The organism is Bradyrhizobium sp. WBOS08 (assembly GCF_024585125.1).
Lineage (GTDB): Bacteria > Pseudomonadota > Alphaproteobacteria > Rhizobiales > Xanthobacteraceae > Bradyrhizobium > Bradyrhizobium japonicum_B.
In genome coordinates this window covers 4,859,668-4,886,160 of record NZ_CP028988.1, presented here as the reverse complement: position 1 = coordinate 4,886,160, position 26,493 = coordinate 4,859,668, and the positions used below count along the sequence as shown (strand labels likewise).

Here is a 26,493-nt window from a genome sequence, read left to right as displayed (position 1 = left end):
CCAACACACAAAAACCGGCCGGCGGAACGACCTTAATTGCCGTTTCGGATCGACCGATAGCGTTTGCAAATCGATCCGAATCCGCAATCGCAGCACGGAACAGCTTTATTGATCTGAGAATGATTCCAACTAGTTTGCGCGGAAGGAAACGCTCAGGTTGAGAATGAAGAATGACAGCGGTTTTTGAGCCTTGGAACGAGACGCGCGGCGGCGAAATCATCGCCGAGCATGCCAACCAGGAAGGCGCGACGCTGGTCATCCTGCATGCGCTGCAGGAGGCGTTCGGCTATGTGCCGCAGGCCGCCATCCCCATGGTGGCACAGGCGCTCAATCTGTCGCGCGCCGAAGTGCATGGCGTGTTCACGTTCTATCATGATTTCCGCCACAAGCCGGCCGGCCGCCATGTGCTGAAGTTGTGCCGCGCGGAGGCCTGCCAGGCCGCCGGCGGCGATGCGCTGGCAGCGCGCGCCGAGGCGAAGCTCGGCGTGTCGCTCGGCGGCACCACGCCCGACGATCGCGTCACGCTGGAGCCGATCTACTGCCTCGGCCTGTGCGCGACCGCACCGTCCGCGATGCTCGACGGCCGCCTGATCGGCCGGCTCGATCAGAACCGTCTCGATGCGCTGGTTGCGGAGGCGCAGCGATGAGCTTGCGTTTGTTCGTCTCACGCGACGCCGGCGCGATCGCCGTCGGCGCCGACGAGGTTGCCCTGGCGCTGGAGCAGGCGGCAGCCGAGCGCGGCGTAGCGATCGAGATTGTCAGGACCGGCTCGCGCGGGATGTACTGGCTGGAGCCGCTGGTCGAGGTGGCGACGCCGCAAGGCCGCATCGCCTTCGGTCCGGTGACGGAAGCCGATGTGCCCTCGCTGTTCGACGCGCTCGCCGGCAACGCGCCGCATCTGTTGCGGATAGGAGCAACCGACGAGATTCCCTGGCTGAAGCGCCAAACCCGCCTCACCTTCGCCCACTGCGGCGTGATCGATCCGCGCTCGCTCGACGACTACCGCGCCCATGGCGGCTACAAGGGTCTCGCGCGGGCTCTCTCGCTTGGCTCGGATGCCATCCTCAACGAAGTCACCGCGTCGGGCCTGCGTGGCCGCGGCGGCGCGGGCTTCCCGACCGGCATCAAGTGGAAGACCGTCGCGCAGGCCAAGGCCGACCGCAAGTTCATCGTCTGCAACGCCGACGAGGGCGACAGCGGCACCTTCGCCGACCGCATGATCATGGAAGGCGATCCGTTCCTGGTGATCGAGGGCATGACCATCGCCGGTCTCACCGTCGGCGCGGCCAAGGGCTACATCTATATCCGCAGCGAATATCCGCACGCGGTCGAGGCGATGATTGCTGCCATCGTCGCCGCCAGGCGCGGCGGCTATCTCGGCACGAATATCGGCGGCTCGAAGCAAGCCTTCGATCTCGAAGTGCGCGTCGGTGCCGGCGCTTACGTCTGCGGCGAGGAGACCTCGCTGCTGGAAAGCCTCGAAGGTCGCCGCGGCATCGTGCGCGCCAAGCCACCGCTGCCGGCGCATCACGGCCTGTTCGGCAAGCCGACCGTGATCAACAACGTGCTGTCGTTCGCGGCTGTCCCCTTCGTGCTCGCCGAAGGCGCCAAGGCCTATGCGGATTTCGGCATGGGCCGTTCGCGCGGCACGATGCCGATCCAGCTCGCCGGCAACATCCGCCACGGCGGCTTGTTCGAGACGGCGTTCGGCGTGACGCTCGGCGAGCTCGTCGACGATATCGGCGGCGGCACGTTGACCGGCCGCCCGGTTCGCGCCGTGCAGGTCGGCGGGCCGCTCGGCGCTTATTTCCCCCGTGCGCTGTTCGACACGCCGTTCGACTACGAGGCCTTTGCCGCGCGCGACGGCCTGATCGGCCATGGCGGCATCGTCGTATTCGACGACAGCGTCGACATGCGCCGGCAGGCGCGCTTCGCCATGGAGTTCTGCGCCATGGAATCCTGCGGCAAGTGCACGCCGTGCCGGATCGGCTCGACCCGCGGCGTCGAGACCATCGAGAAGATCATCAACGGCGAGCGCGTCAGCGAAAACATCGCGCTGGTCGAGGACCTCTGCAACACCATGAAATTCGGCTCGCTCTGCGCACTCGGCGGCTTCACGCCCTACCCTGTGCTCAGTGCCTTGAAGCATTTCCGGGAGGATTTCGTCCCCTCCCCGGCCACGCTTCAGGCCGCGGAATAGGAGAACGATGATGTCTCTGATCGAAGAAATCGACCACGGCACGCCGGCTTCCAAATCGGAAACGATGGTGACGCTGACCATCGACGGCAACGAGGTCACGGTGCCCGAAGGCACGTCGATCATGCGCGCCGCGATGGATGCCGGCCACCAGATTCCAAAACTCTGCGCCACCGACATGGTCGACGCGTTCGGCTCCTGCCGGCTCTGCCTGGTCGAGATCGAAGGCCGCGCCGGCACGCCGGCGTCCTGCACCACGCCGGCCATGAACGGCCTCGTCGTGCGCACCCAGACCGAGCGGCTGAAGCAGCTGCGCAAGGGCGTGATGGAGCTCTACATCTCCGACCATCCGCTCGACTGCCTGACCTGCGGCGCCAACAGCGATTGCGAATTGCAGGACATGGCCGGCGCCGTGGGACTGCGCGACGTGCGCTACGGCTATGAGGGTGAGAACCACGTTTTCGCCAAATCCCACGGCTGCGACAACGACCATTGGATGCCGAAGGACGAGTCCAACCCGTACTTCACCTACGATCCCTCCAAGTGCATCGTCTGCTCGCGCTGCGTCCGCGCCTGCGAGGAGGTGCAAGGCACCTTCGCGCTGACCATCTCCGGCCGCGGCTTCGACAGCCGCGTCTCCCCCGGCATGAGCGAAAGCTTCCTCGGCTCGGAATGCGTCTCCTGTGGTGCCTGCGTGCAGGCCTGCCCGACCGCGACGCTGACGGAAAAGTCCGTGATCGAGATCGGCCAGCCCGAGCACTCCGTCGTTACCACCTGCGCCTATTGCGGCGTCGGCTGCGCCTTCAAGGCGGAGATGCGCGGCGAGGAAGTCGTGCGCATGGTGCCCTACAAGGACGGCAAGGCCAATCGCGGCCATTCCTGCGTCAAGGGCCGCTTCGCCTGGGGCTACACCAATCATAGGGAACGCATCCTGAAACCGATGATCCGCGAGCGGATCGAGGAGCCCTGGCGCGAAGTGTCCTGGGACGAGGCGTTCTCGTTTGCCGCCGCCAGGATGCGCGGCATCCAGAAGAAATACGGCCGCGACGCCATCGGCGGCATCACCTCGTCCCGCTGCACCAATGAAGAGACCTATCTGGTGCAGAAGCTGATCCGCGCCGGCTTCGGCAACAACAACGTCGACACCTGCGCCCGCGTCTGCCACTCCCCGACCGGCTACGGCCTTGCCACCACTTTCGGCACCTCCGCAGGCACGCAGGATTTCGACTCGGTCGAGGAGACCGACGTCGTCGTCGTCATCGGCGCCAACCCGGCCTCCGCCCACCCGGTGTTCGCCTCGCGGCTGAAGAAGCGGCTGCGCCAGGGCGCCAAGCTGATCGTGATCGATCCGCGCCGCACCGAGATGGTGGAATCTCCGCACGTGAAGGCGCTGCACCTGCCCCTGATGCCCGGCACCAACGTCGCGGTCATGACGGCGATCGCGCATGTCATCGTCACCGAGGGCCTCGTCAACGAAACCTTCGTGCGGGAACGCTGCGACTGGAGCGAGTTCGAGGAATGGGCGGCCTTCGTCGCCCAGCCCAAGAACAGCCCGGAAGCCACCGCCATCCTCACCGGCGTTGATCCCAAGGACCTGCGCGAGGCCGCCCGCACCTACGCCACCGGCGGAAACGGCGCGATCTATTACGGGCTCGGCGTCACCGAGCACAGCCAGGGCTCGACCACCGTGATCGCGATCGCCAACCTCGCGATGGCCACAGGCAATATCGGCCGTCCCGGTGTCGGCGTGAATCCGTTGCGCGGCCAGAACAACGTGCAGGGCTCCTGCGACATGGGCTCGTTCCCGCACGAGCTGCCCGGCTATCGCCACATCTCCGGCGATGCCGTGCGCGACCAGTTCGAGGCGTTGTGGAACGTCAAGCTCAACCCCGAGCCGGGCCTGCGCATTCCCAACATGTTCGACGCCGCGGTCGAAGGCACCTTCATGGGCATCTACGTGCAGGGCGAGGACATCCTCCAATCCGATCCCAACACCAGCCACGTGGTGGCGGCGCTGTCGGCGATGGAATGCGTCATCGTTCACGACCTCTTCCTCAACGAGACCGCAAACTACGCCCACGTCTTCCTGCCCGGCTCGAGCTTCCTCGAGAAGGACGGCACCTTCACCAACGCCGAGCGCCGCATCCAGCGCGTGCGCAAGGTGATGACGCCGAAGAACGGCATGGCCGACTGGGAGGTCACGATCGGCCTCGCCAAGGCGATGGGCTTCGAGATGAAGTACAGCCACCCGTCCGAGATCATGGACGAGATCGCGGCGCTGACGCCGACCTTCGCCGGCGTCTCCTACGCCAAGCTCGACGAGCTCGGCTCGGTGCAATGGCCATGCAACGAGAAGGCGCCGGAGGGTACGCCGGTGATGCATATCGACGGCTTCGTTCGCGGCAAGGGCAAGTTCGTCGTGACCGAATATGTCGCGACCGACGAGCGCACCGGCCCGCGCTATCCCCTGCTGCTCACCACGGGCCGCATCCTCAGCCAGTACAATGTCGGCGCGCAGACGCGGCGCACCGACAACGTGGTCTGGCATGCCGAGGATCGCCTCGAGATCCACCCGCACGATGCCGAGCAGCGCGGCGTGCGTGACGGCGACTGGGTCCGGCTGAAGAGCCGCGCCGGCGAGACCACACTGCGCGCGGAGATCACCGATCGCGTGGCGCCCGGCGTCGTCTACACCACCTACCACCATCCGGACACGCAGGCCAACGTCATCACGACGGATTATTCGGACTGGGCGACCAACTGTCCCGAATACAAGGTCACGGCGGTGCAGGTGTCGCCCTCGAACGGCCCGTCCGACTGGCAGAAGGCCTATGACGCGCAGGCGCGGCAATCTCGCCGCATCGTGCCGGCCGAAGCGGCGGAGTGATTCTCATGCACGTCGCGGTTCAGGCGATCGATCGCGGAATCTGGCGCAACGGCGTGGCGTCCGAAGGAACGCGTTTCATTCCGGAGGAGACGCCGTTGGCGCTGACCTATAATGGCGGCACCTACGCCGTCATGATGGGGACGCCGCAGAACCTCGAAGATTTCGCGGTCGGATTCAGCGTGAGCGAGGGCATCATCAAGTCGGTCGACGACATCAAGTCGCTCGACATCGTTCGCCTTGACGACGGCATCGAGCTCAGGATGTGGCTGGCACCGGATGAGGCCGCCCGCATCAACGAGCGCCGTCGCCATGTCGCCGGGCCCACCGGCTGTGGCATCTGCGGCATCGAGTCCATCGCCGAAGCCGTGCGGCCCGCGGCGGTGGTCCCGCAGGGGCAGAGCTTCACGCCCGAACAGATCATGGCGGCGATGCAGGCCATCGCGCCCTTGCAGTCGATCAACCTGCAGACCCGCGCCGTTCACGCCGCCGCGTTCTGGTCGACTACCGGCAGCATCGTCGCGCTGCGCGAGGACGTCGGCCGCCACAACGCGCTGGACAAGCTCGCCGGCGCACTGGCGCGCAGCCGCACCGATCCTCGCGGCGGCCTGGTGCTGCTGACGAGCCGCGTCTCGGTCGAGATGGTGCAGAAGGCCGCCGCGATCGGCGCGCCGGTGATGGTCGCGGTCTCGGCACCGACCGCGCTCGCGGTGCGCTCGGCGGAAGCCGCCGGCATCACGCTGGTCGCGATCGCGCGGCAGGACGGATTCGAGATATTCACGCATGGCGGCCGGATCGTGGCTCGCCATGCCACGGAGGTTGCCGATGTCGCCTGACCGCCTGATCTACATGGCCAACCAGATCGGCACGTTCTTCCGCAGCCAGGGCCACGGCAAGGCCGTGCCGGGAATTGCCGAGCACATCAAGAAGTTCTGGGACCCGAGGATGAAGCGCGCGATCTTCGCCCATCTCGATTCCGGCGGCGCGGGCCTGGAGCCCGACGTCCGCGAGGCGCTCACCTCGCTGAAGCAGGCTACGAGCCTTCCAGCAGCGCCCTGAACACGCGTCGCACCTCGCCCTGAGTTTCCTTCACGCGCGCCTCCAGCGACGAGAAATCCGGCGCATCGCCGGCGCGCGCCATCACGCGCTGCAGATCGTTGCCGGCCGTTTCGGGCTTGAAGCGGTCGCTGACGCACAGCCGCAGGATCTGAGTCAGATCGTGGTAGAGCCGCGCGGCTGCACGCAGGATCTCGGTCTCCGATTGCGGAAGGACGCCGAGCCGGCATGCGTTCTCCAGCACCTGCAGGGTGCTGACGTCCAGGATCTCCGGCTTGTCGTGCGCATGCACGAGCTGGAGATATTGCGCGATGAAGTCGATGTCGACCATGCCGCCGGCGGCGTGCTTGAGATCCCAGCAATCGGCCTCGCCCTTCTCCTGGGCGATGGCGCGCCGCATGTCGGCGACGTCGTTGGCGGTGATGGCGGGATCGCGATGGCGGGTCAGGACGTCGCGGATGACGCGCTCGATCCGCTGGCGGAATTCGGGCGAAGCCGACACAACGCGGGCGCGCGTCAGGGCCATGTGCTCCCAGGTCCAGGCCTCGTTGGCCTGGTAATCCGCGAACGAGACGAGGCTCGAGGCCACCGGGCCGGCGCGTCCCGAGGGACGCAGCCGCATGTCGATCTCGTACAGCACGCCGTAATTGGTGCGCGTCGTGAATGCGCTGATCAGGCGCTGGGTGAAACGGGCAAAATAATGCGCACCCTGGAGCGATTTCGGCCCGTCGGAGTCCGGATGGTCGCTGTCGAAATCGTAGAGCAGGATCAGGTCGAGATCGGACGAGGCCGTCATCTCGCGGCTGCCGAGCCGTCCCATCGCGATGATCGCGGTCTCCTGCCCTTTGATCCGGCCATGCTGGGCGGCGAAGCGGTCGGCAACGAGGCCGTGCACGGTGTGGACGATGCCTTCGGCGACGTCGGCAAAGGCCGTGCTCGCCTGCTGCGCCGAGACGGTGCCGGAGAGAATTCGCGTGCCGATCAGGAACAGGCTCTCCTGCCCGAACAGGCGCAGGCGATCGAGAAACTCTTCGTAGGAGCCGGCATCCTGCACGGTCGCGGCCAACCGTCCCGACAATTCCTGCCGGTCCGGCATGGCGCCGAAAAAGCGCGGATCGATCAGGCCGTCCATCAGCTGCGGCTGCCGTGCCAGCATCTCCCCTAACCGGGGTGCCGCGCCCAACACCAGCGCCACCAGCGCGACGAGGTCGCGGTTCTGGCCGAGCAGCGTGAACAGACGGCCGCCGCGCTGCAAGGCTCCCAGGAATTGATCGAAGGCGACGACGGCGCGATCCGGCTCCTCGGCATGGGCAAGTCCGTCGATCAGGGCCGGCACGAATTCGACGAAGGCATTCCGCGTCGCCTCATTGCGGAACACGCGATAGTCGCCGGTGACCCAGTCGCGCACGGTCTGCGCCAAGGCGGCAGGCTTCTTGAAGCCGAGCGTCGCCAAGTGCTGGAGCAGGCGCGGATCGTCAGGACCGGCGCTGTAGTCGAGCGCCGGCAGACTGGCCGTGCCGGTCGGATCGTCACCCTCGAACAGCTTCTCGTAGTGCCCCTGCACGATCTTGAGCTGCCGCAGCAGGTCGCCCGCAAAGGATTCGCGATCCGGATAGCCGAAGAAGCGCGCAAAGCGCTCGACCGCCTCCTTGTCTTCGGGCAGCGCATGGGTCTGCTCGTCGGCGATCATCTGGAGGCGATGCTCGACCCGACGCAGGAATTCGTAGGCAACGGTCAGCTCGTCGCGCGCGGCCGGGGTGATCCAGTTGCTGGAAGCGAGAATGTCGAGCGCCCTCAGCGTCGGCCGAACCCGCAATTCCGGATGGCGGCCGCCGGCGATCAATTGCTGGGTCTGGGCGAAAAACTCGATCTCGCGGATGCCGCCGCGGCCGACCTTGACGTTGTGCCCCTCCACCGCGACCTCGCTCTGGCCGCGATAGGTCTGCATCTGCCGCTTCATGTCGTGGACGTCGGCGAGCGCGGCGAAGTCGAGATGCTTGCGCCAGACGAATGGCGCGATCTCGGCCAATAGCGCCTCGCCCGCCCGGGCATCGCCGGCGCATGCACGCGCCTTGATCATGGCGGCGCGCTCCCAGGTGCGCCCTTCGCGCTCGTAATAGTTCAGCGCGGCGTCGCGCGAAATCGCCACCTGGGTCGAGGACGGATCGGGCCGCAGGCGCAGATCGACGCGGAAGACGTAACCGTCATAGGTGCGCTGCTGCAGGATGCGCGCCATCCCCTGCGTGACCCGGACGAAGAACGGCTGCGGCTCGATGTCCGCCGCCAGCGTCGTCGCATCGGGATCGAAGAACACGATGAGATCGATGTCGCTGGAATAGTTCAGCTCGCCCGCGCCCATCTTGCCCATGGCGAGCACGATCAGCCCGCAGCCCTCTTCGGGCGCCTCGGGATTGGGCGGGGAGAGCTTGCCGCGTGCGGCTTCCTGCCGCAGCAGGTATTGCAGCGCCGCCTGCACCGAGGACACCGCGACATCGGTCAGCGCCGCCGTCACCCGCATCACCGGCCAGACCCCGCCGATGTCGCACAAGGCGGTCAGCAGCGCGGTCTCCGCTTTCATGCGGCGAAGCAGCCGCATCACCTCGGCCTCGTCCGCCGCCGCGAGCACCGCAGCCCTGGCGTCCGCGATGAGTTCCGCCAGATGCGCATCCGGATCGCATTCGAGCAGCCGGATCAGGCGCACCGCGTCGGCGCGCACCAGATCGAACAGATAGGGCGAGAATTCCGCAATACCGGCCAGGATGTCCTTCGCGAAGGGATGCGCCAGCAGCGCTTCGAGACGAGCCGATTGGGCTGGCTCGAGCTCGCCCAGCCAGCCTTCAAGACGTCGTTCGTCGGTTGTGGAAGCGGCAATATGGGGAGCTTCCGCGAAGCGCGCGGCCAGCCTCTCGCCATGCTTGTCCGCGTTTCCCGGCGCGGAGTGGTTCATGCCACCTTCTGTGGCACATCCGGCATTGGCGGAGCAACCCTGTCGCCGGCATCGGCCCGCACAGGCAGCACAAGCGTGGCGACGAGACCGGGCTGGGCGTCGCCCAACCTCAACTCACCGCCATGCAATGTCGCAACCGCAGAAGCGAGGCTGAGGCCGAGCCCCGAGCCCGGCAGCGTGCGGCTCGCTTCCAGCCGCACGAATCGCTCGACGGCATGCTTGCGGTCGGCCTCGGGAATGCCGGGACCGCGATCGGTGACGCTGAGCAGCACCTGGTCGCCCTCGCGCCGAGCCTCGATCAGAATCGGCCGGGCGTCCATGCTGACCACGGTACCGCCGGTCTGCGCCACCGGCTTGCCGTATTTGATCGCGTTCTCGACCAGATTGGCGAGCGCCTGGCTGACCAATTCGCGGTTGGCGTGAATTGGCGTCGGCTCGGCCCTGACCTTCAAGGTCATGCCGTCGTCCTCGGCGAGCGGCTCGTAGAGCTCGTGGATGCCATTGGCAACCTCGGCCGCGTCGAAATCATCCATGTTGCCGCGCGCCTGCCCGGACTCGGCGCGCGCGATCATCAGCAGCGCGTTGAAGGTGCGGATCAGGCCGTCGGATTCCTCGATGGTGCGCTCCAGCGCCGCCCGGTAGTCGGCCTCGCCCTCCGAACGCGCCAGCGCCTCCTCGGCGCGGTTGCGCAGGCGCGTCAGCGGCGTCTTGAGATCATGGGCGATGTTGTCGGAGACCTCCTTCAGCCCCGCCATCAGCGCCTCGATCCGTTCCAGCATGGCGTTGAGATTCTCGGCGAGGCGATCGAGCTCGTCGCCGCTGCGCCCGACCGGCAGGCGCTCGCTGAGATCGCCGGACATGATGCGCTGCGTGGTCCCCGTCATGGCGTCGATCCGCCGGAGCACGCGGCGCGCGACGAAGACACCGCCGCCGAGGCCGAGCACGACGACGATCAGGATCGACCATTGCGCGGCCTTGGCGACGATGCCGAACAGTCGCCGCCGCTCTGCGAGGTCGCGGCCGATCAGGAGGCGAAAGCCGTTCTCCAGTTCGGTGACGCGCACCAGCGCCCGATGGTCGCGGTCGTCGGCGTCCTCGAGGCGCCGGTAGCCGGTCTCCGACCAGCCGCGCGTCGCCATCACGCCGGGCGCCAGCGAGCCGACATTGCCGGCGATCGCCTGCCCGGTCGGCGTGGTCACGAGATAGAGGTTGGCCCCCGGCCGCAGCGCCCGGTACTCGATCGCGAGCACGAGGCCGCGCAGGCCGCGGCGGCCATAGATCTCGCTGATCTCCGACGTCTCGGCATTGACGGTCTGCGTGATCTCCTCGGTGATCAGCCGCCGCGTATTCCAGGCGAAATAGGCCAGCAGCGAGGCCGCGAACATCGCGAACAGCAGCAGATAGACCAGCGTGAGCCGGAACGCCGTGGTGCGGACGAGTTTACCGAATGCCGTCACGGATCATGTGTCCAGTTTCAAGACCGGGCTTGCCATCGCGAGCATCGTCACTTCTCGCATTTCCGCTTTGTTTGCAATAACATAGCTTCATACATTGTGGTCCCTGCCCACAGGTCCCTTGGGACGACTGATGCGCAAAGCCATCCGTGACGGCAGGTGATAAGCGGACGGGGAACGTTAAAGGGGCACTCGACCGGAACCAAGTTAATTCCCGGCAAGCTCGCGTCCACGGGATACTGGGGTAAGCCTGGCTGGCCGGACGCCGGGGCAGTGATCGGCCGTGGGGCTTCCCTCCCGACCACGCTGAGGAACATCAGTCGTTCCCGGCCAACGCCCCTGGTGGCGCCATCAGCGCACTGCCGTCAAATCCGCCAACAAAGGGACGCGCGCTACCGGGGACGCCCCCTCACACTTCCAGCCATTGCGCGCGAACGTCGCTGTTTGATCTCAGTTGCTCGGGCGTACCTTCGAAGACCACACGACCGTGCCCCATGACGTAGACGCGGTTGGAAATCTTCATCGCAATCGACAGCTTCTGCTCGACGAGCAGAATCGCAACGCCTGCCTGCGCAATGCGGGCGATGAGGTCGCCGACCTGCTGTACGATCAGCGGGGCGAGACCTTCGGTAGGCTCGTCGATCATGATGAGATCCGGGTCGCCCATCAGGGTCCGGCAAGTCGTGAGCATCTGCTTCTCGCCGCCTGACAGCACCCCTGCAGGCGTATCCGCACGCGCGGCAAGGTTCGGAAACATGTCGAGCATGTCCTGAAGCTGCCATTTGCCGGGACGTCGCGTATCCTTGATGCCGAGGAGCAGGTTCTGGCGGACCGTCAAACCCGGAAAGATGTCCCGATGCTCCGGCACATAGCCGAGACCGAGGCGCGCGATCCTGTAGCTCGGCAGCCCGGCGATGTCCTTGCCCTTGAAGCGGATCGTGCCTTGCGGAGCGACCTCGCCCATGATCGCCTTGACCGTGGTCGAACGTCCAACGCCGTTGCGGCCGAGCAGGCTAACGACCTCGCCCGCGGCAACGTCGAGATCGACGCCCTGGAGAATGTGGCTCTTGCCGTAATAGGCGTGCAGGTCCCTGACCTCGAGCATCAGTGCGCCTCCTCGCCGAGATAGGCTTCCTTGACTTTCGGGTCGCGCCGGATCTCCTCCGGCGTGCCCGAAGCGATGATGTGGCCGTAGACCAGCACGGAAATGCGGTCGGCCAGGCCGAACACAACGCTCATGTCGTGCTCGACGATGACGAGGGTCTTGCCCTCGGTCAGGCGCCGGATCAACGCCACCGCGCGCTCGGTCTCGGCGTGGCTCATGCCCGCCGTCGGTTCGTCCAGCATCACGACCGTTGCGCCGCCCGCGATGGTGATTCCGATCTCCAGCTCGCGCTGCTCGGCGTAGGTCAACAAGCCGGCCGGAACATCGCGCCGATGCGTCAGATGGATGTCGTCGAGGATCTGCGCCGTGCGCTCGCGCACCTCCGGCAGGCTGTCGACGTTCTTCCAGAAGGCGTAACGGTGCCCCGTCGCCCACAGCACGGCACAGCGGACGTTCTCCCACACCGACATGCGCGCGAATACGTTGGTGACCTGGAACGAGCGCGACAGACCGCGCCGATTGATTTCGAACGGCCTGAGGCCGGAGATCACATCGCCGTTCAGCCTCACCTCGCCCGAGGTCGGCTTGATATGGCCGCTGATGAGATTGAACGTCGTCGACTTGCCGGCACCGTTCGGACCGATGATGGCGTGACGCTCACCTTGCGCGATGCTGAGATTGAGATCGCGGATGATGCCGACATTGCCAAAGCGCTTTTCGACAGCGCGGACTTCGATCGCTGCCGTCATGCCAAATACCCCCGGTCGCGCGCGACCGTCGCCGCGCGGTCCCATGCCTCGCCGACCCGCCGCCAGCTCAGGCGCGCGACGAAGAAGCCGCCGGCGACGAGGATCGCCGCACTCGCCCAGGTCACCGGCGACGCCGGGTTGAAGGCAATGCCGAACAGGTTGATCGGATTGCCCTGACCGCTATGCGTACGCGCGATCGATTCGATCGTCAGGATCACGCCGCAAGCCAGGGCCAGGGTCGGCACCGCCGCGAGCAGATAGGAAGGAATCACCGTCGGCAGAGTTCCGGCGCGAACCAGCGGCCGGTGCATCATGATGAGCCCGGCGATGCCGCCGGGGGACAGCATCACGATGCCGATGAAGATGATGCCGAAATAGAGCTGCCAGACGCCAGTGACGCTGGTCAGCCCAAGCTGAAGATAGGTCACGAGGATTGCACCCAGGATGGGCCCGAAGAAGAAGGCGACGCCCCCAATGAAGGTCGAGAACAGCACGAGGCCGGATTGGATCGCGCCGAGATAGGCGGCGTTGGCGATCTCGAAGTTGATCGCGGCCAGTCCCCCCGCCACGCCGGCGAAGAAGCCGGCAAAACAGAAGGTGATGTAGCGGACCACGTGCGGATCATAGCCGATGAACTGGACGCGTTCGGGGTTGTCCCGCACCGCATTGCTGATCCGCCCCAGCGGGGTCCGCGTCAGCGCATACATCGCGATGGCCGCGATGACCAGCCAGAACGCGATCAGATAATAGACCTGAAGCTGCGGGCCGAAACTCAAGCCGAGGATCTTCGGCAAAGCGGTTCGGTCGGTCGATATCCCGGACTCGCCGCCGAACACCGAACGCAGGATCAACGAGGACGATGCCACCAGCTCGGCAATGCCGAGCGAGATCATCGAGAACACGGTGCCGGCCCGCTTGGTCATCAGCCAGCCGATGACGATCGCGAAAGCGAGGCCGCCGAGCCCACCGAACAGCGGAATGAACGGCAGCGGGATGGGCCAGCCGTGGGAGACCACCGCATTCATCATATGGCACGCAGCGAAGCCGCCGAGGCCGTAATGCACCGCATGGCCGAACGACAAGAGGCCGGTCTGGCCGAGCAGGATGTTGTAGGACAGCGCGAACACGATCGCGATGCCGATCAGGCTGAAGGACGTCAACGAGCCGCCGGAGGAGAAGATCAGCGGCAGCACGATCAGCGCGGCGATGCCGGCAAGCCATATGCCGTAGAAGCGCAGGCTGTCGCCGGCCGACTTCTCGGCGACTGTCGATGCCGATGTCGATGTCATCTTCGCGTTCATGTCTCGCGCGTCCCCATCAGGCCCATGGGGCGTACGATCAGAATGATCACCAGCAGCAAATAGGGCACGATCGGCGCCACCTGGGCGATGGTGACGTTCCAAATGTCGGTGAGCACGGACGGCCCCGCCGACGGATCGAGCGGACCGAACGCGCTCGCCAGCGAACCGTTCAGCGCCACCGCAAAGGTCTGTATCAGGCCGATGACGAGCGAGGCAATGAAGGCGCCCGGCAAGGAGCCGAGGCCGCCGAACACGATGACCACGAACAGGATCGGTCCCAGAGCCGCGGCCATGTCGGACTGCGTCACCAGCGCGGGACCTGCGATCACGCCGGCAATTCCCGCCAGCGCGCTGCCGACGCCGAACACCAGCATGAAGATGCGTCCGACATTGTGACCGAGATGCCCCACCATGTGGGGATGCGTCAGCGCGGCCTGGACGATCAGGCCGACCCGCGTGCGCTTGAGCACCATCAGCAGCACGATGAAGATTAGGACCGACACCGCCAGCATGAAAATCTTGTAGGCGGGATAATTCGTCGAGAAGATCGTGAAGGCCGGAAAGTCGAGCAGCGCCGGCACGCGGTAGTCGACGGGGCTTCTGCCCCACATCATCGCCACGATTTCTTCGATCGCGAACGCAAGACCGAAGGTCAGGAGCAACTCCGCCACATGGCCGTGCTTGTGCGTATTGCGCAGGCCGTAGCGCTCGACCGCCATGCCGATCGCGCCGACCAGCAGCGGTGCCAGCAACAGCGCCGGCCAGAAGCCGATCCATTTGGTGAGCTGGAAGCCGAAGAAGGCGCCGAGCATGTAGAAGCTGGCATGGGCGAAGTTGAGCACCCCCATCATGCTGAAGATGACGGTCAAGCCGCTCGACAGCAGGAAAAGCAGCATGCCGAACAGAAGACCGTTCAGCGTCGATATAACGATCAGTTCAAGCACAATATTCACACCTCTGGCCGGGACAGAACAGCCTCGGCAAACTCGTCGGCAGGCATGCGAACAGCGACCTTCCCGCGAGCCGCTGCCGGCTGCGGGAAGGTGAAGCCGGTCCAGCTTACGGCCGGGTCATCTTGCAGGTCGTGGGAACCATCGTCTTGGAAGTGTCGATCTTGGAAACCAGGTGCCATCCCCAGCCGGTGCCTTCCTCGTCGAACGGCTCGTTTGCGGCGAGCTTGCCGAAGGAGGAGATGTAGATCGGCTGGAAGAACTGGTGATCGTCCTTACGCATCACGCCCTCTCCACCATCCAGCACCTCAAACTTGAGGTCCTCGAGGGCTGCTGCGACCTTCACGGGATCGAGCGAGTTGGCCTTCTCGGCCGCGGCCTTGAACATGCGCATCTCGTTGACCGCACGCGGATACCACAGCGACATATTGACCTTGGCGCGGAAAGCCTTTTCGAAATCCATCGCCGGCTGATGGCCGGAATTGGCAAAGCCCTCGGTGATCTGGAACACCTGATGATCCAGACCGGTCTGCTTGATCGCGGTCGGACCGCCAGCGCCGCCGGCATAGTAGGTGTACCAATTGACCTTCAGGCCGGCGTCGGCAGCGGCTTTGAGCAGCAGAGCGATGTCCTGGCCCCAATTGCCGGTCACGACGCTATCGGCGCCCGAAGCCTTGATCTTGGCGATATAAGGCGAGAAGTCGGTGATCTTCAGCAGCGGATGCAATTCGTCACCGACGATTTGGATGTCGGGCCGCTTGGCGCCCAACATCTTGCGCGCGTCAGCGCGCACCGACTGGCCGAAGGAGTAGTCCTGGTTGATCAGGTACACCTTCTTGATCGCGGGGACATCCTTCATATAGCTGGTGAGCGCTTCCATCTTGATGTCGGAGCTGGCATCCCAGCGAAAATGCCAGTAGCTGCATTTTTCGTTGGTCAGGCTTGGATCGACGGCGGCATAGTTGAAGTAGAGCACTTCCTTGCCGGGATTGCGCGTGTTGTTCTTGGTGACGAAGTCGGACAGCGCTGCGGCGACCGACGAGCCATTGCCTTGCGTGATGAAGCGGGCGCCGGCGTCGATGGCCTTCTGCGCCTGCACCAGGCTTTCCTGCGGGTTGGTCTTGTTGTCGAGGGGCAGAATCTCGATCTTGCGGCCCAATATGCCGCCCTTCGCGTTGATCTCATCGGCCAGATATTGGAACGTCTTCAAGCCGCCTTCACCGATGCTGGCGCCGCCGCCGGACAGCGGATCGATGTAGCCGAGCTTGATGGTTTCCTGCGCGTATGCTGCTCCTCCCAGCATCGTCAGCGCTGCCGCCGCAGCAATTACGAGCTTGTGCATCCTGGCCTTCTCCCTTTTGCGTGTTCTTGTTCCTTGGCGATCGAAGCTGATTCACAACGTCGGTCGCGCCAGCTTTCGCTACCCCAACATTGAATACTGTGTAAAGTTTTGGTGCAAGAAATAATTGCGGCTCATAGACGGGAGGACACCGCACGCTTCCGGAACATTGAATTCACAGGCAAGTTTTTGACCTCAATCCTGCGCTCAATCTGCGGCTGATTGGTTGCTTTATACCACCCCGCGACGCGGCTTGAGTCCCGCGAGGAACAGCCGCGAAAAATGATCGGCAATCTGCATCGGAGACCAGCTCCGCTCGCCCCTGAACCAGATCGGGTACCAGTGGCCCATTCCAGTCAGAACGCGTTCGGCGAAGTGGGTGTCGACGCTCCGGAAATATCCTTCATCGATCCAACGCTGATGATTTCTCTGGTCCTGCCCGATCGTCGCGAGCACCTGCCCGACATAGTGCTTCCGGTCGACGTCGTTGAGATAGTTGATGTTGTGGTAGGTCGCCTTGGGCCCGCAAGGCGTGTCGTGCAGCATCAACAACAGACGCACTCTCTGAACGACATAATCGAACGGCCCGAGCCCGAGATCCTGCAAATGCTCTCGAATGCCGATCTCGCCGGCCAGCCCTCTTCGCAAACAAGCCAGCAAGAGGCGCTCTTTTTCGCTGAAATGATAGTAGATGCCGGCACGGGTCATGCCGGCGTCCGCCGCGATGCTCTCGAGTGACGTGCCGGACGCTCCCCTTCGGTTGAAACTGTCAGAGGCAATCGAGAGCATCCTGTCCAGCTTCGCGGCGCGCTTGTTCAATTTGGAGCGGGACTGGAGAAACGGTGCCAGGCTCGGCGCTTGAGGCATGTCCGGCAAGGCAATCTCACGCCGATAAACTCCATGCGTGATGATGTCATCAATCGCATCAATCGCCTGCTGGCGCGAATAATAGTCGCGCTCGGAGAACCAGAACGGCACCCAATCCAGGATGGAGATGAGGGCGACGGCCGTCAGGAGCGGCTCCTCGCAGGCTATCGAGCCGTCGGCAACGCCACGCTTCAGAATGCCGGCCAGCAGCGCGGCATTCTGCCAACGCCTGGCGTGCACATCGTTGCTGTAGGACGCGGCCAGGGCATCGATGTCGGTGAACAGGATCATGCGCTGGCCTTCAGGCCGCAGCCGGGCACGTATAAATCGCCTGACGACCTCGAGCGCGTCGATACCGGGCTCGGCCGCGGTCTCGATTTCGTGCCTGTAGAGCGCAAGTCCGCGCAGGTAGCAGTGAAAGATCAGGTCTTCCTTGTCGCGGAAATAGTGGTACAGCGCCCCCGGCACCGATCGCACCGAGGCTGCGACCTGCTCCATCGTCACGTTCGCATAGCTATGGCGGGCAAACAGCCTGGAAGCCGACACGAGGATCTCTTCAGCTCGGTCGGACGGGAAGGCGGCGACTTGCAAGCTTGAATATCCTTCCTGATCGGGGACGGATTCATCCAGGTGGGATGTCCCCTACCACACGTCGGGTATTCTTGCCATCCGATGAGGGGGTCGGCCAATATCGTCCGACAACGTCCGGGCAGGAGCAGCAGGCCGGTGACGCAGCCGACGATTGCAGGCGCTACCTCGCCGCCAGTCGATCGGCGCAACGGGCGAGCTCGCCTTATCGCATGCCGTCGCGGATCATATACCCGGCGCCGCGGATCGTGTGCAGCAGCGGCCGCTCGAAACCCTTGTCGATCTTGGAGCGCAGCCGCGAGATGTGCACGTCGATCACGTTGGTCTGCGGATCAAAATGATAGTCCCAGACATTTTCGAGCAGCATGGTGCGCGTCACCACCTGGCCGGCATGCTTCATGAGATATTCGAGCAGACGGAATTCGCGCGGCTGCAGCGTCAGCTCGTCCTTGCCGCGGGCGACACGGTGCGAGAGCCGGTCGAGCTCGAGGTCGCCAACGCGGTAGAGCGTGTCCTCGGCGGGCCCGCCGCGGCGGCGCGACAACACTTCGACGCGGGCCAGCAGCTCGGCGAAGGAATAGGGCTTCGGCAGATAATCGTCGCCGCCGGCGCGCAGGCCCTTGATGCGGTCGTCGACCTGCCCGAGCGCCGACAGAATCAGCACCGGCGTCGTGTTGCCCTTATCGCGCAGCGCGCCGATCAGCGACAGGCCGTCGCGCTTGGGCAGCATGCGGTCGACCACCAGCACGTCGTAGTCGCCGCTCTCGGCCATGGCGAGGCCCTCCTCGCCGTCGGCGGCGTGGTCGGCAATGTGTCCGACCTCGCGAAACGCCTTCACGAGGTAGTCGGCGGATTCGCGGTCGTCTTCGATGATGAGGAGGCGCATCGTGCGTTCGGCGGCGGTCAAGGAGGTCAACCTTCTCTAAACATGGCGCGAGCGGCGATCCCATGCAAGCCGAGGGGGAGACGCTGGCATGGAGAAAAAGGCGGGCGGTGAAGCTGGGGGGACTTCACCGCCCTAGGCCTTCCGACGGAGGGGGGCGTTTTTCCACCGGAAGGTAGCAAGGGGAAGCTGACGTTACGCTGCTTCCCCGAAGGGCGCCGGCGGCGGGGGCGACTGATGCCGGCGACACCCTTCATCTCGAGAGCCTCCTGAAGGCTTACCCCTTGGCGAGAGGCACCGCGACGAAGCGCGACTGGCCGCCGCTCTTCACGCGCATCAGGACGCTGTTCTTGTTGTCGGTCCGCGCCGCGGTGATGGCATCGCGGACTTCGCCGGCGGTGGCGACGCTCTTGCCGCCGACTTCGAGAATCACGTCACCTTCCTTGAAGCCGCGTTCGGCCGCGGCGCTCTTCGGATCGACCTGGGTGACGACGACGCCTTCCTTGCCGGCGCCGGCCACCGAATTGGCGGGGGCAACGGTCATGCCGAGCTTGGGGACATCGGTGCCCTTGCTCGCACCCTTGCCGCTGTCATTGTCGTTGTCGGCCTTGGCCTCGACCGTGTTCGGCAGCTGGCCGAGGGTGAGGTTGACGACCTTGTCCTGGCCCTTGTGCAGCACGTTGAGCTTCACGGTCGCGCCGGGCGCCATGCCGCCGATGGTGCGGGCAAGCTCGCGCGCGTCCTTGACGGATTCGCCGTTGACCGCCGTGATCACGTCGCCGGATTCGATGCCGGCCTTCGCGGCCGGACCGTTGGCCTGCGGCTCCGCCACCAGCGCGCCTTCGGCCTTTTTCATGCCGAGGCTGTCGGCAATGTCGGACGTGACGGGCTGAATCTGCACGCCGATCCAGCCGCGGCTGACCGAGCCCTTGTCCTTGAGCTGGGCGACCACGCTCTTCACCGTGCTGGCCGGAATCGAGAACGCGATGCCGACGCTGCCGCCGGAGGGCGAGTAGATCGCGGTGTTGACGCCCATCACCTCGCCGTTGGTGTCGAAAGCCGGACCGCCGGAATTGCCCTTGTTCACGGGCGCGTCGATCTGGATGAAATCGTCATAGGGACCGTTGCCGATGTCGCGGCCGCTCGCCGAAACGATGCCCGCGGTCACGGTGCCGCCGAGACCGAAGGGATTGCCGACCGCGAGCACCCAGTCGCCGATGCGCGGCTTGCTGTCGGCGAGCTTGGCGAACGGGAAGCTCGAGCTGCCCTCGACCTTGATCAAGGCGAGGTCGGTGCGCTGGTCGGTGCCGATCACCTTGGCGGTGTAGGTCTTGCCCTCGTCGGTGGTGACCTCGACCTTGTCGGCGCCGTCGACCACGTGATTGTTGGTCACGGCAAAGCCGTCAGCCGAGATGAAGAAGCCGGAACCCTGGCCCTGCACGACGCGGCCGCGGCCGCCCTTCATGCCCGGGGGAAAGCCCTCCGGACCACCGAAGCGGCGGAAGAAGCGCTCCATCGGCGAGCCCGGCTGGAACGGCGAGGAGGAATCGTCGCCGTCATCGTTGCTCGCAGTCTTTTCCTTCATGTTGACCTTCACCGAGATCACCGACGGCTTCACGCGCTCGACAACGTCGGCGAAGCCGATGGGTCGCTCGACCTTGCGGACCTCGTTGTTGACCTGCGCATGCGCCGGGCTCGAGAACAGGTCGGCCGGCGAGGTCGACGTGCCAAAGCCATAGACGGCGGCGCCAAGGCCGGCGACGACCGAGGCCATCAGCGCGAGCCTGCGCGCGGAGAACACCGACCGGCGCGGCTGCCGGTAGGACGGAAGGTTCGAGAGGTCGATACGGTCGGACATGCAGAGATCTCCAGGGCCTTGAAATCCATGTGATGCCTGAGGACGGCACCTTGCGGACCTGAAGATGGGGACTCCCGCCTTACCGTGCGCTGGCGGCGGGGTTAAACTTTCGTAATGAAGCTGCAACGCGGATGCGGCAGTTAATCGCAGTCCGAAAATTGTGATCCCACAGGAACTTAACGCGAGTTCCCCCGAGATGGCGTGGGACGGGCTTTTTGCGCGCTTCAGCTCGCTCTGACACTGACGATGAACTCGTCGACTTCGCGCTTCAGAGTTTCCGCCTGCTGCGACAGATCGACGGCGGAATCGCGCGCCTCGGCGGCCATGCGGCCGGTCTCGGCGGAGGTCGAAGTGATCTGCACGATATGGTTGGAGACGTCGAGGGTGCCGCGCGCGGCGTCCTGGGCGCTGCGCGTGATCTCCTGCGTCGCGTTGCGCTGCTGGGAGGTGTCGACCTCGATGCCCGACATGATGGACGATATCTCCGACAGCGTCTTGGAGATGCCGTCGATCGCATCGCGCGTCTGTGCGGTGATGCCCTGAATGCTGGCGACGTGGGAGGTGATCTCCTCCGTCGCCTTGCTGGTCTGATGCGCAAGATTCTTCACCTCGGAGGCGACCACCGCAAACCCCTTGCCGGCCTCCCCTGCCCGTGCCGCCTCGATGGTGGCGTTCAGCGCCAAGAGATTGGTTTGCGATGCGATCGCCTGCACCAGCTGAACGACCTCGCCGATCTTGTCGGCAGCATCCGACAGCGTGTGGATGGTGTCGCGGCTCCTCTCCGCCTCGGACGCCGCTCCTTCAGCGCGCTGGGTCGCGTCGGTGACGCGGCGGCTGATCGTGCCGATCGAATTCGTCATCTCGCCGGCAGAACCTGCCACCGTCTGCACGCTGGCGCTGGCGAGGCTTGCCGCGCTCGCCACCGCATTGGCCTTGGTGCTGGTGTCGTTGGCCGTCCGCGACAGCGTCTCGGCGTTGCTCTTCAGGTGCACCGCCGATGACGCCACGCTATCGACGACGCTGGCGACGAGATCGTTGAAGCGCTTGATCCGGTCGTCCAGGAATTTCGATCGCTCGGCCTGGTGCTGCGCTTCGTGCAGCTGCCGTTCGGTGAGCTGGCGCCGCTCGATGCCGTTGGTCTTGAACACCTCCAGCGCGCCGGCGAGCAGGCCGATCTCGTTGGTGCGGCCGAGCCCCGGAACCGGCGTCTCGAACTTCTGGTCGGCGACCTCGCGCATCGCATGGACGATCGCCGCCAGCGGATTGAGGATGCCGTTGCGGACGGCAAACCAGGTCGTGAGGCAGATCGCGAAGGCGACGACGGCGATCACACCGCAGGCGACCAGGAAGTAGGAGAACGCGGCCTGCGCCTGCTGATAGATCTGCATGGCATGGTCGCGCGCGGGGCCGCTCAGCGCGGCGAAATTCGAGGACAGGCTGGTGATCTCGTTGTTGAGATAGAGCACCGCAACGAAGCCGGTGCCGCCGCCGATGCCCAGCAAGAACAACAGTGCAGCGACGACGGCGCCGACCAGGAAGCGGATCGTCAGATTGCTGTTCGCGAACATCGGAGAAACTCGGAGTCTGGAATCGAAGCTCGCGACAAGCTTCCAGACAAAGGTCAAAATACCATGAACCGCGCGGCGGTGAGCCAGCGATCTACGTAGGACTACGTGGCCACAACGATGATCGCGCGGCTACGGAGATTTGGTCTCCTCGGACATCAAGGCCGCGAGCTTCGCTTTTTCGTCGGCCGTCAGCGGCGGTGCAGGTACGTCTGCACCGCCATGGGCGCGACGGCGGATTTGCAGCCACAACGCCACGCCGCCACCGATCAGCAGCAGCGGTCCGAGCAGCCACAGCAGCGCGTTTTGACGCTCGAAGCGCGGCTTCAGCAGCACGAACTCGCCGTAGCGCGCGACCAGGAAGTCGAGCACCTGCGAATTGCTGTCCCCGGCGCCGATGCGCTCGCGCACCAGGAGCCGCAGGTCGCGCGCCAGGGGCGCATCGGAATCGTCGATCGACTGGTTCTGGCAGACCATGCAGCGCAGCTCGCGCGACAGCTCGCGCGCACGGGCTTCCTTGGCGGGATCCGACATGATCTCGTCGGGCTGCACCGCGTGGGCCGCAGGCAAAGCCAGCAGCATCAACAGGGCGAACGCGGCCATGATCCGGCGCATCGGATCACTCCGCCGGCTGGAGGCGCTGCTTCGTCCGCGCCGGCTTCGGCGCGCCGACCCGCAGCCTCCGATCGGACAGCGACAGCACGCCGCCGAACGCCATCAGCACCGGCCCCCACCAGATCATGAGCACCATCGGCTTGTAATAGATGCGCACGGCAATGGCGCCCTCGGCGTTGGCGTCGCCGAGCGAGATATAGAGCTGGCTCGCGCCGCGCGTCAGCAATGCGGCCTCGGTGGTCGAAGAGCCGCGGGTGGTGAAACTGCGCTTGGACGGCGTCATGACGCTGAGCGGGGCGCCGTCGCGGCTGACGTTGAACTCGGCGATCATCTCGCGGTAGTTCGGGCCCTGACGCTGCAGCACACCGTCGAGCTTCACGTCGAAGCCGGCGATGTGGGCGACCTCGTTCTGCTTCATCGTCGCGATATATTCGCTGTTCCAGGTGGTCTCGCAGACGATCCCGATCAGCGCCACGCCGAGGCCGGCATGCGCAAATGCGGTGCCCCAGGCCGAGCGCGGCAGGCCGCGCGCCCGCTGCAGCACGGTCGCGAACGGCAGCCGCACGAGCCCGGTCCGCTCGACGATGTCGGTGACCGCGCCGGCGATGACGAAGACGCCAAGCCCGATCGCGAGCGGCGCCAGCGTGCTGCCGCCCGTGGCCCAGCCCCAGGCGATGGCAACGGCGACGAGCCCGGCAACGCCCGCAGCGAGCAGGCGCTGCGTCACGCCGAGCAGGTCGCCGCGCTTCCACGCCATCATCGGCCCGAACGGCACGGCCAGCAGCAACAGGGCAAACAGCGGCGCGAAGGTGAGGTTGTAGAACGGTGCACCGACCGACATCTTGAAGTCGGCGAGCATCTCCATCGCCAGCGGATAGAGCGTGCCGAACAGCACGACGGCGCAGGCGACCGTGAGCAGCAGATTGTTCAGGACCAGCGCACCCTCGCGCGAGATCGGCGCGAACAGGCCGCCCTGCTTCAACGAAGTGGCGCGGCCTGCGAACAGGGACAGGCTGCCGCCGATGAACAGGCAGAGGATCAGCAGGATGAACACGCCGCGGGTGGGATCGGTGGCGAAGGCGTGCACCGAGGTGATGACGCCCGAGCGCACCAGGAAGGTGCCGAGCAGCGACAGCGAGAAGGTCAGGATCGAGAGCAGGATGGTCCAGACCTTCAGCGCGTTGCGCTTCTCCATCACCAGCGCCGAATGGAGCAGCGCGGTGCCGGAGAGCCACGGCATCAGCGAGGCGTTCTCGACCGGATCCCAGAACCACCAGCCGCCCCAGCCGAGCTCGTAATAGGCCCAGTACGAGCCCATGGCGATGCCGAGCGTCAGGAAGATCCAGGCGACCAGCGTCCACGGCCGCACCCAGCGCGCCCAGGCCGCGTCGATCCGTCCCTCCATCAGCGCCGCGATGGCGAAGGAGAACGAGATCGAGAAACCGACATAGCCGAGATAGAGCATCGGCGGATGCACGGCGAGCCCGATGTCCTGGAGCACCGGATTGAGATCGCGTCCCTCGATCGGCGGGCTCGCGATACGCAGGAACGGGTTCGACGTCACGAGGATGAAGAGATAGAAGGCGCCGGCGACCCAGGCCTGGACGGCGAGCACGTGCGCGCGCAGCGACAGCGGCAAATTGTTGCCGAAGGCGGCGACCAGCCCGCCGAACAGCGCGAGGATCGACACCCACAACAGCATCGAGCCTTCATGGTTTCCCCACACGCCGGTGATCTTGTAGAGCAGCGGCTTCATCGAGTGGGAATTCTCGTAGACGTTGGCGACCGAGAAATCCGAGTTCACGTGCAGCATCACGAGCGCCGTGAACGAAGCGCCGACGAACAGAAGCTGCGCCAGCGCCGCGGAGCGCGCCACGTTCATGAGCGCTGCGTCGCGCAGGCGCGCGCCGATCAGGGGCACGACCGACTGGATCAGTGCGAGCCCAAGCGCCAGCACCAGGGCGTAATGTCCGGTTTCTGCGATCACCGCACCGCTCCTTGCGGATTGCCCTGCGCCGTCGTCGCCGGCTTGCCCGCATCAGATGTCTTGCCGCCGTCAGCGGGCTTGCCGCCGTAATCGTCCTTCCAGTGCCCCTGCTTCTTCAGGGCATCGGCGACGTCCCTGGGCATGTAGGTCTCGTCATGCTTGGCAAGCACGGTATCGGCCTTGAACACGCCGTTGGCGTCGAGCGCACCTTCGGCCACGACGCCCTGCCCCTCGCGGAACAGGTCGGGCAGGATGCCCTTGTAGGCCACCGGCAGCTTGGCGTTGCCGTCGGCGACCTCGAACGTCACCGCGAGATTGTCCCCACGCTGCAGCGAGCCGGGCTGCACCAGCCCACCGAGACGAAACCGCTTGCCCGGCTCGACGTGCTTCTCGGCGACCATGGTCGGCGTCGAGAAGAACACGATGGAGTCGCGAAGGGCGTTGAGCACCAGCGCGGCCGCGAGCGCGAGCACGGCGAGCGAGCCGCCGATGATGGTCATACGTCGCTGCTTGCGCGTCATGGCGTATCCGTTCTCCGCTTCTGTCGTCCCGACATCGTCATCCGCCGAGCCCGAGCGTCCTGAGGCCTTCGTTGAGCTGGCGCAGCCGCTCGCCATCGCCGGCCACCGCCTGCCGGGCATCGGCCGACGCCCCCATCGCCTTGTCCCGCTCGCCCATCACGAGATAGGCGCGCACCAGGCGCAGCCAGCTCTCGACGTCGTCGCCGTTCTGCTTCAACCGGGTGGCCAGACGTTCGACCATGCCCCGCACCATCGCGTTGCGATCGCCTTCGGCCATGTCCTTGGACGCGGCAATCGTCTCATCGGACAGCGCCGGCATCGTGCCGCCGCCGCCGACCCGCGCCAGCGAGGTCTGCACCAGAGCGCGCCAGGGCGCATCGGCGGGCGCTTTCGCAAGCAGCCCGCGCCAGATATTGGCTGCATCGTCCTTGCGGCCGTCCTGCTCGGCGGCAAGGCCGAGGAAGTAATTGGCCTTGGGATCGTCCGCGTCCAGCGCATGGGCCCGCTCGAACTCGGTCTTGGCCTCGGCGGTCACCACGCCGCCGGCGGCGGCCGCGATCGCTTCGCCGAGATCGGCCCGGCGCTCCGCGCTTTCGCCATTGTAGGTGAGGGAGTTGCGATAGGCGCGCACCGCATCGTCGAACCGGCCGAGCCGCTGCAGCACCGGCGCCAGCACGTTCCAGCCGCGGCCGTCGGTCGGATTCGTCTCCAGATGCTGCTGGACCTGTGCGACGAGATTCTCGAGCGACTGCGCTTTGCCCGGCACGCGCTCCCGTTGCGCCAGCGGAAAGTCCTGAAGCTTCGGCGAGCCGAGCGGCATGTAGACGCCGATCGCAACGAGCGGAAGGCCGGCGAGCGCCAGCACGGCCGCCGCGCGGCGCCATGTCACGTTCGAGGTCGCTGCCATCGCGGGCTCGCTGGCGGCCGCGGCCAGCAGCCTGCGGCTGATCTCGATGCGCGCGGCCTCGGCGTCGGGCGCCGGAATCGAACCTGCGGCGAGATCACGCTCGATCTCGGCCAGCTGGTCCTTGTAGACCGCAACCTCGCTACCTTGATCTTGCGCGCGTCCCTTGCGGCCAAGCGGCCACAGCACGGCGAAAATCGCCGCGACCGTCATCAGCGCGAACACGAACCATAGCGTCATCTGGCAAGCTTCCGGCAGCGCACGAAGTGCGCCTATAGGTGCCTTTACACCACGGCCGGACGATGCGGCAATTGACAATTGTCAATTCGGCGCGACCGCACGCAGTCTCGAAACGATGCGAATCCAACGGCTTAGCCGATCTCGAAATCCGCACTTTGCGCGGCCTGCTCGCCGTGGCCGTTGAAGGCCTTCAGGAAATACGTTCCCGGCGTGACGGCCTCCGGCAATCTGATGCGCAGCGCGCCAACGGGAACCGGCGACGCAACCCGCGTGATGGTCTCGGACCATTGCCGGCCGCTTGCCTTCTCGACCAGCACCACTTTGGCGCCGACCATCAGCCTTTGATACTTGGCAACGACGACACGGTTCTCAATTTCGATCGAGCTGATGACGGGTTTCATGCGCCACAAATAGATGTCCCCCGGATTTCTACGGGAACCGTACGGCGCGCTACCGCCACCGTCAACCAGAAATTGTGATCAC

The 26,493-nt window shown here is 65.4% G+C and carries 21 protein-coding genes; 5 read left to right on the top strand and 16 right to left on the bottom strand.

Annotated elements, in window-relative coordinates:
- Nucleotides 1-170: 170 nt before the first annotated feature.
- Genes DCM80_RS22865 through DCM80_RS22845 form a run of 5 tightly spaced genes read left to right on the top strand, consistent with a single transcriptional unit; the run spans nt 171 to nt 6,140 of the window.
- A complete protein-coding gene (locus tag DCM80_RS22865) occupies nt 171-647 on the top strand; it encodes a formate dehydrogenase subunit gamma (protein ID WP_257193805.1) in 477 nt (158 codons plus the stop codon).
- The gene (locus tag DCM80_RS22860) at nt 644-2,200 is read left to right on the top strand and encodes an NADH-quinone oxidoreductase subunit NuoF (protein WP_257193804.1); all 1,557 of its coding nucleotides are present in this window, start codon (nt 644-646) and stop codon (nt 2,198-2,200) included. Before DCM80_RS22865 ends, DCM80_RS22860 begins: the two co-directional genes overlap by 4 nt.
- A 10-nt stretch (nt 2,201-2,210) precedes the next feature.
- Nucleotides 2,211-5,084, top strand: a complete 2,874-nt coding sequence (gene fdhF, locus DCM80_RS22855) for a formate dehydrogenase subunit alpha (RefSeq protein WP_257198018.1) — start codon at nt 2,211-2,213, stop codon at nt 5,082-5,084.
- A 5-nt stretch (nt 5,085-5,089) separates the two neighbouring features.
- On the top strand, nt 5,090-5,917 hold the full coding sequence (gene fdhD / locus DCM80_RS22850) for a formate dehydrogenase accessory sulfurtransferase FdhD (protein ID WP_257193803.1): 828 nt from the start codon (nt 5,090-5,092) through the stop codon (nt 5,915-5,917).
- Complete coding sequence (locus DCM80_RS22845; RefSeq protein ID WP_257193802.1) at nt 5,907-6,140, top strand: formate dehydrogenase subunit delta; 234 nt, start codon at nt 5,907-5,909, stop codon at nt 6,138-6,140. Before fdhD ends, DCM80_RS22845 begins: the two co-directional genes overlap by 11 nt.
- On the opposite strand, the gene DCM80_RS22840 is transcribed toward DCM80_RS22845, so the two are convergent.
- The 16 genes from DCM80_RS22840 to DCM80_RS22765 all read right to left on the bottom strand — a co-directional run bounded on the left by DCM80_RS22840 (nt 6,115) and on the right by DCM80_RS22765 (nt 26,411).
- Nucleotides 6,115-9,084, bottom strand: a complete 2,970-nt coding sequence (locus DCM80_RS22840; protein ID WP_257193801.1) for a bifunctional [glutamine synthetase] adenylyltransferase/[glutamine synthetase]-adenylyl-L-tyrosine phosphorylase — start codon at nt 9,082-9,084, stop codon at nt 6,115-6,117. The genes DCM80_RS22845 and DCM80_RS22840 overlap by 26 nt on opposite strands.
- The gene (locus tag DCM80_RS22835) at nt 9,081-10,541 is read right to left on the bottom strand and encodes a HAMP domain-containing sensor histidine kinase (protein ID WP_257193800.1); all 1,461 of its coding nucleotides are present in this window, start codon (nt 10,539-10,541) and stop codon (nt 9,081-9,083) included. The genes DCM80_RS22840 and DCM80_RS22835 overlap by 4 nt, the downstream gene beginning before the upstream one ends.
- Before the next feature lie 406 nt (nt 10,542-10,947).
- Nucleotides 10,948-11,643 carry an ABC transporter ATP-binding protein gene (locus DCM80_RS22830; RefSeq protein WP_028135443.1) on the bottom strand — a complete coding sequence of 232 codons (696 nt, stop codon included), beginning with the start codon at nt 11,641-11,643 and terminating at the stop codon, nt 10,948-10,950.
- A complete protein-coding gene (locus DCM80_RS22825; protein WP_028135442.1) occupies nt 11,643-12,392 on the bottom strand; it encodes an ABC transporter ATP-binding protein in 750 nt (249 codons plus the stop codon). Before DCM80_RS22825 ends, DCM80_RS22830 begins: the two co-directional genes overlap by 1 nt.
- The gene (locus DCM80_RS22820; protein ID WP_257193799.1) at nt 12,389-13,681 is read right to left on the bottom strand and encodes a branched-chain amino acid ABC transporter permease; all 1,293 of its coding nucleotides are present in this window, start codon (nt 13,679-13,681) and stop codon (nt 12,389-12,391) included. The genes DCM80_RS22825 and DCM80_RS22820 overlap by 4 nt, the downstream gene beginning before the upstream one ends.
- An 8-nt stretch (nt 13,682-13,689) precedes the next feature.
- On the bottom strand, nt 13,690-14,637 hold the full coding sequence (locus tag DCM80_RS22815; protein ID WP_257193798.1) for a branched-chain amino acid ABC transporter permease: 948 nt from the start codon (nt 14,635-14,637) through the stop codon (nt 13,690-13,692).
- A gap of 115 nt (nt 14,638-14,752) precedes the next feature.
- Nucleotides 14,753-15,985: a branched-chain amino acid ABC transporter substrate-binding protein gene (locus DCM80_RS22810; RefSeq protein WP_257177557.1), complete on the bottom strand. Its 1,233-nt coding sequence runs from the start codon at nt 15,983-15,985 to the stop codon at nt 14,753-14,755.
- A gap of 228 nt (nt 15,986-16,213) precedes the next feature.
- Nucleotides 16,214-17,440: a TetR/AcrR family transcriptional regulator gene (locus tag DCM80_RS22805; protein WP_257193797.1), complete on the bottom strand. Its 1,227-nt coding sequence runs from the start codon at nt 17,438-17,440 to the stop codon at nt 16,214-16,216.
- Nucleotides 17,441-17,642: 202 nt separating this feature from the next.
- Entirely contained in the window at nt 17,643-18,323 is a 681-nt protein-coding gene (locus DCM80_RS22800; protein ID WP_049820256.1) for a response regulator transcription factor, read from the bottom strand.
- A 274-nt stretch (nt 18,324-18,597) separates the two neighbouring features.
- Nucleotides 18,598-20,178 (bottom strand): Do family serine endopeptidase, encoded by a 1,581-nt coding sequence (locus DCM80_RS22795; RefSeq protein ID WP_257193796.1) that lies wholly within the window; start codon nt 20,176-20,178, stop codon nt 18,598-18,600.
- A gap of 224 nt (nt 20,179-20,402) precedes the next feature.
- Nucleotides 20,403-21,746, bottom strand: a complete 1,344-nt coding sequence (locus tag DCM80_RS22790) for a methyl-accepting chemotaxis protein (RefSeq protein WP_257193795.1) — start codon at nt 21,744-21,746, stop codon at nt 20,403-20,405.
- 129 nt (nt 21,747-21,875) lie between these two features.
- Nucleotides 21,876-22,358 carry a cytochrome c-type biogenesis protein gene (locus tag DCM80_RS22785; RefSeq protein WP_028135434.1) on the bottom strand — a complete coding sequence of 161 codons (483 nt, stop codon included), beginning with the start codon at nt 22,356-22,358 and terminating at the stop codon, nt 21,876-21,878.
- Nucleotides 22,359-22,362: 4 nt separating this feature from the next.
- Entirely contained in the window at nt 22,363-24,345 is a 1,983-nt protein-coding gene (locus tag DCM80_RS22780) for a heme lyase CcmF/NrfE family subunit (protein ID WP_257193794.1), read from the bottom strand.
- Nucleotides 24,342-24,866 (bottom strand): cytochrome c maturation protein CcmE, encoded by a 525-nt coding sequence (ccmE, locus tag DCM80_RS22775; RefSeq protein WP_257193793.1) that lies wholly within the window; start codon nt 24,864-24,866, stop codon nt 24,342-24,344. The genes DCM80_RS22780 and ccmE overlap by 4 nt, the downstream gene beginning before the upstream one ends.
- Before the next feature lie 37 nt (nt 24,867-24,903).
- On the bottom strand, nt 24,904-26,010 hold the full coding sequence (ccmI, locus tag DCM80_RS22770) for a c-type cytochrome biogenesis protein CcmI (RefSeq protein WP_257193792.1): 1,107 nt from the start codon (nt 26,008-26,010) through the stop codon (nt 24,904-24,906).
- A gap of 131 nt (nt 26,011-26,141) precedes the next feature.
- Nucleotides 26,142-26,411 carry a hypothetical protein gene (locus tag DCM80_RS22765; RefSeq protein ID WP_028135430.1) on the bottom strand — a complete coding sequence of 90 codons (270 nt, stop codon included), beginning with the start codon at nt 26,409-26,411 and terminating at the stop codon, nt 26,142-26,144.
- Nucleotides 26,412-26,493 lie beyond the last annotated feature (82 nt).